This is a genomic window from Legionella santicrucis (assembly GCF_001468135.1).
Taxonomy (GTDB): domain Bacteria; phylum Pseudomonadota; class Gammaproteobacteria; order Legionellales; family Legionellaceae; genus Legionella; species Legionella santicrucis.
On record NZ_LNYU01000085.1, the window covers coordinates 289,178 to 295,314 of the forward strand.

Here is a 6,137-nt window from a genome sequence, read left to right on the forward strand (position 1 = left end):
TCCTCTTAAGTACTATTTAGCAAAAAAAGCGTTTCAGAAAATACCCATATGGCCACTTTTCTGAAACGTTTGTTCAATCGTCTCATCAAATAATTGAACCAATCATAATTTCAGTATATTTTTCAGGAGCCGATTTTTCATCTAAACCTAATTCCGTTTTTAATGGGGGTTTTTGTCGAACTCCTGAAAAGAATCCATTAATATTGTTTGAAAAATATTGATTTGGCAAATAGGGCTTTCCGAAATGGGAATAGGATGGTTTCCCTTCTAAAACAGCTTGATTTAGAAGTGCTCCAGGTACAGCTTGAGCCACTCTATCAGCCGCGAAAGATGCTTCAGTTCCATTGATATTAACTCTTAAAAATAGTTCTTGAAACTGCGGTGCATTGATAGTTAGTTCGGGATGTTTAAAACGCTCTATTAAATTATCTGGCAAAATAATTTTAAATTGATTGCTTACATCCATGTGCCTTTTATAAATAACTAAAAGTTCATTGAGATAAGTATCTAAATCTTGAATGCCTGGATGAAGCCCAAGCCGCACTTGTATATTGGGATGATTAGAAAGCTCAGTTAACAAACAATCTAAAAATTTTATATCAGTAGAAATTGGTTGTGTGGTACTGCTAATAAAAGCCAGTGATTGGTTTTTGATTACTTGCAGGGTGGTTTTGATTTCTTCAGCTGTTTTTTGGGGTGGCGATTTGAGTGAGTAAGCATTATCGATACTGAGATGTCCAGTGAGATGTACTTTACTCTTTTCATCAACTCCAAAATCTGCTATTGCCTCTGTCAATGGGAGTGCCCATTGAATATTGGATTTCATTTTTAGTACTGGCACATAGTTCCATAAACAATGTGTTTCTGGTTTAAACATAAACTCATAGGCTATAAGTACTGGAATATTGTCTGATGCTTCGGCAATTTGAAAGGGAATTTCATTACTTACTGAAGGCACCCCAATGTATAGGTAATGAATATTTTCACTTGTGAGAAATTTAGTAACTTTTTTTAATTGTTCTTCTGTACATTTCTCTTCTGGGTAAAGATCTGGATTGAGATGAAGTATTTCAGGTAGTGATTTTTTATCGACATGTGATGATAACTTGAAACCATCTATACGTTGTTGTGCTGTTTTAGTCAGCGATATCAAGGTACTTTTATGCAAACTATTTTGCTCCATAGATTTAATTGTATTTAGGGCTAAATCTGTATCGCCTATGCTACTCACAATAAATGCTATCTTCATAATCTTTAACTTAAAAATGCCATTGGTGAACAATTATAAGTCAATTATCACCTAATTTACTATATATCTGGCACAAATACATCTACTTTTTGCGATGGGGCGGAATTGGAAATTTTATTTTTTGGCGCAAACCACAATAGTCCGCATTTATCTTTGTAACTGACATAACTTGCTTCACTTAACCTACTTAAATACTTAGTATGAGCGAAACTTTCATAACCAGAGACTGATGCAGCCTGATTGAATTTTTTTTCATAGGCATGTAATTTGGATGCTAAAAAGATTTGTGCTTCAGTGGCACTATGGGGATGGGTTAAGGCAGTTGTGATGTTGTTTGGGTTAGTAAAAATATGATCGTCAAAAGAATCAAATAAAAGATTCCACAAGCTAAAAGATTCAAACTGACCTTTGATTTGAGAGATTAATTGTATAAATTGACAGGCGGTTGGTGTATGAAGTTTTAAAATTCCTTCTTTTCTTGCTTCTTCTATAAGAAACAATTGAATCGTATGAGCCCATTTCCCATGTTTTGGGCCAGCTCCTACGTCTGCAGATAAATAACCATTTTTTAATAGAACATTATTAAATAAGTTGGCTGTTAATTCACCATATAATATAGGTATCTGTTTGGGGTACTGGAAATTAGCACTCGTTTTAAATTCCTCGATACTATTAAGCGGATTCGGATTATTAAAATGATTTTGACTTCCCCAATTATCAAAAAATTGCCGTAGAGATTTTTTTTCCACTCTATTAAAAACAAAATATTGTTCTGCAAGTTTTTTTAAACCTTGCGAAATCAATTCTTCATTACAGAAGAATTTACAGATTGCTAAGATGTCTTGCTTAAGATTTTCATCAAGTTCGGTATATCCATATTCTTTTAGCCAGAGCTCATAATCATTGGAATCGATTTGTTCATTGTGAATAAGATCTAAAGTCATTATGATTTACTCTCTTTATGAAGAAATAGTGCTATTATCTTCGCATGATGGATGTAGAACAGCATTTATAAAATAAACATCACTAGGGTATTTAAATTGAACCTATAAATCAATAGTTGCACGAAAAGTTGTAATAAAGAGCTAATTAAGAAAAGTAAGTTAAGCCCACCGGCGTGTTGAAAATATGAAAAAACTTTACTCAATCTGTTGATAATGATCTAATTTCATATTTTCGATCATACAAAATACACTATTTGTTATCGATGGTTTTATGGGTTAACTTTGAAGATCCTGTCCCTCATCACTCATTCTTAAGTCGTATAAAAAAACGATGAGGTGTAGAAACCGTAGAGCAATTTTTCTTAGAAATTGTTGCGTCATGCAAAGGCAGATACATCGTTTTCACTAAGTGTATTTTTCTACTTTTGCAACCTGTTCATTTTTGACAGTTATATTGAGTAACCAGATAGATTAAAGTCTGCGCATATTAAAGTGAGGTAAGCCATTTTTTTGTTGTACTGGTTTTACTTTTAGTGAACTCCTATGCGGTCAGTAAAAAAGGCTGATTTGGCCACTTCACATAATCCAACCCGAGAGAAAGAAGATATGCCAACCTTGCCCATGCTGGATATTCTACAAGAGCTACAAACTATTCAGGGATTACAACAAAAATCACTCGTCTTTAGTGACAAAGCCAATGAGCTCATCAAGCGCATTCACCATGATTATGGTGAAGAAGCTGCTACTTTCATGAAGGCTACGTTACAGCAATGGGGATTAGGGGACTTTAGAGCAGAAAATGATAAGGGATTTGTTCATCATGCATGTTATCAAAAAGTGCTTCCTTTATGCCAATTAGCCCTTATTGTGGAGCACAATGGGGTTGCTGAAGACCACGCTTTGAAACTAGCCACGATTTTTAAGGATGAAAAAGCGGTATTGAATTATTTACTCCAATTTAAAGACCATAATGCCTACAACTACCTGGTTCATGATGCGTGCTTATTTGAGCTTCCCAAAAAAGATACGTGTGCGTTTCCGCAATGGCTAAAACTGGCCAACCTTTACCTTGCCAATCCCCGTTTTCGTGCCTTCTTACCGCATGCAGAAGCCATTGAAGCCCTGGGGAAGATGGGCACGAAAGCAACGAAACAAGAAGGCCAAAAGTTCGATGCACAAGTCAGAGATACAATTCAAGACGTCAAAAAGGAACTGTCCCAGGTATCAAGACAATACAAGAACCTTAAGAAAAAGCCTTTGACTAACCCCGCAGAACGAATAGCGCGTGAAGAACAGCTCAAAGTACTCAGTCAACGCCTATTTGAGCTGCAAACCCAACTCGTCTTTCTTTGCCAAGGACGATTACCTTTAGCAAATGTTGACATGATTGTTCTGGAAGCTTTTTATGCCAAATACCAACAAGAAAGCAGTGCAGCCCAAAACATCTTAATTAAACACGGCATCAGCCCCCAAAGTAGAGAGCAATTTTATTCTCTCAAGCGCGATAATGCAGAGAAGACGATTCCTGATGTGGTTATTGATGGCAAAGACATTGGCTATCCTGGAATTTATATTAAAAAACTCGATACGACCACTAATAAAGGAGCAGCACTTGCGGCCTGTCTTGGGAAAATAACACAGTGCTGCCAATATCTTGGCGGTGTGGGCAGTGAGTGTGTGATTCATGGCATCACCTCGCCTAATGGTGGTTTTTATGTTTTATGCCAAGGTGAGGCACAAAATCCCTCCCTAGATGATGCCATTTTGGCCCAATCTTGGGTCTGGAAAGGGCAACAAGGTGGTTTGTGTTTGGATTCAATTGAGTCTGCAGTGAAAAAAGAAAAAATCGCGCAGGTGGCGGATATGTTTCGGTTGCTGGGTCACACTCTGTGTCAGGAGCATCACATCACTCAGGTTACTACAGGGGCGCAAAGCGGCATCACGCGTCAAGTGGCGCTCAAAGATTATCCCACGCTCAAAGAGCACTTCCAGGATTATAAAGGGTATTGCGATTCTAAATCGCAACTTCCTCTTGCCGGTGTAACCATGCCTTACCTTTTCTACGGCAAGGTGGCCTCTTCTCAATTGCAAGCCAGGATTGCAGAGGAAACGAAACGTTTTTTTCAAGAATTATTCAGCACCCAAGATGTACTGCACAACAACGAGGCCTTGCAACAAGTCATTGCTTTTATTCTCTATACCAAGAACCATGCGTTACTGCAGTTATTAGCGCGGTATGCTTCCGCTTCCCATCACCAAGAAGCCTTTGACGCGCTGTTAGCAACTAACCGGTATTATCTGCAGCAATTAGACCAAGGAATCATCGCTTTTGATGCTTTGGAACAAGGTGCCTCTATTAATGCGAGGAACAAAAAAGGGCAAAGCGCCTTGCATCTTGCTGCCTTAAAGGCCGATAAAGAGAGTCTCAGCAAACTCATTGCATGCGGCATTAAAGTGCTCTACAAAGATAAAAACGAAGTTGGGCGCGATATTGCCAAACAATTGATTGCAGCGCAGGCACAACTTGACATCAAAGATGAGGATGAAAATACACCGCTTATCATCGCCGTTCAAAACAAGGACTTAGCCATGGTGAACTATCTGTTGGAACACGGAGCCTGTCTTGAAACCTTTGATGGCGACATGAAAACCGCTTTATTTTGGGCGGCTGAGAACGGAGATGGGGCCATTTTTGATGTGCTTCTGAAATACGGTGCTAACGTCAATATAGTCAGTTATCCTGAAGAAAATACACCACTGATGGTTGCACTAATCAAGCACCATTTCAGTATCGCACAAAAAATCGTGGCACAAAAAGAAGTGGCCATAAAACAACAAAACAGATATGGCGAGAGAGCACTTCATTGGGCTGCTGATAATTCTGAAATCCTAAAGACTATTCTCGAATTATATCCAGAAAATCAACGCTTAGAGGCGGTGCTGGTTAAAGACAAATGTGACAAAACAGTACTTCATTGGGCGTATACGAGAGCTGAAATCCTAAAGGCCATTCTCGAATTGTTACCAGAAAATCAGCGCTTAGAGGCGGTGATGATTCAAAACAAAGACGGCAATACAGTCCTTCATGATGCGGCTGATATTCCTGAAAGCCTAAAAACTATTCTAGCATTATTGCCGGAAAATCAACGTCTAGAGGCGGTGCTAGTTAAAGACAAATGTGACAAAACAGTACTTCATTGGGCGTATACGAGAGCTGAAAGCCTAAAGACCATTTTAGAGTTATTGCCGGAAAATCAACGTCTAGAGGCGGTGCTGGTTAAAGACAAATGTGACAAAACAGTACTTAATTGGGCGTCTATGAGCGCTGAAAGCCTAAAGACCATTTTAGAGTTATTGCCGGAAAATAAACGCTTAGAAGCGGTGCTGGTTAAAGACAAATGTGACAAAACAGTACTTCATTGGGCGTATACGAGAGCTGAAAGCCTAAAGACCATTCTAGCATTATTGCCGGAAAATCAACGTCTAGAGGCGGTGCTGGTTAAAGGCAAATATGACAAAACAGTACTTCATTGGGCGTATATGAGAGCTGAAAGCCTAAAGACCATTTTAGAGTTATTGCCGGAAAATCAACGTCTAGAGGCGGTGCTGGTTAAAGACAAATATGACAAAACAGTACTTCATTGGGCGTCTATGAGCGCTGAAAGCCTAAAGACCATTTTAGAGTTATTGCCGGAAAATAAACGCCTAGAGGTGGTGATGGTTAAAAACAGATATGGCGATACAGTACTTGATCTGGCTTCTAATAATCCTGAATGTTTAAAGACCATTCACGCGTTATTGCCTGCAGAAACTGACCATAGTAATGAAAATAAGGAACAAACTGTATTGTTTTCAGATGAGGATACTTTAATGTCCCAAAACAGGCACTCATTTTTCTTGACTGCTAAAGAAAATAAGAGTGACAAAGATGTACGGCATAACCC

At 38.6% G+C, this 6,137-nt stretch carries 3 protein-coding genes; 1 reads left to right on the forward strand and 2 read right to left on the reverse strand.

The window, feature by feature from the left end; all coding sequences use genetic code 11:
• Positions 1–85: 85 nt before the first annotated feature.
• The gene (locus tag Lsan_RS16685) at positions 86–1,249 is read right to left on the reverse strand and encodes a hypothetical protein (RefSeq protein ID WP_058515248.1); all 1,164 of its coding nucleotides are present in this window, start codon (positions 1,247–1,249) and stop codon (positions 86–88) included.
• Positions 1,250–1,308: 59 nt separating this feature from the next.
• Positions 1,309–2,193, reverse strand: a complete 885-nt coding sequence (locus Lsan_RS16690; RefSeq protein ID WP_058515249.1) for a LirA/MavJ family T4SS effector — start codon at positions 2,191–2,193, stop codon at positions 1,309–1,311.
• A gap of 543 nt (positions 2,194–2,736) precedes the next feature.
• Here Lsan_RS16690 and Lsan_RS16695 point away from each other — a divergent pair.
• The coding region (locus Lsan_RS16695) for an ankyrin repeat domain-containing protein (RefSeq protein WP_193392735.1) at positions 2,737–6,137 on the forward strand (3,401 nt) is incomplete at its 3' end.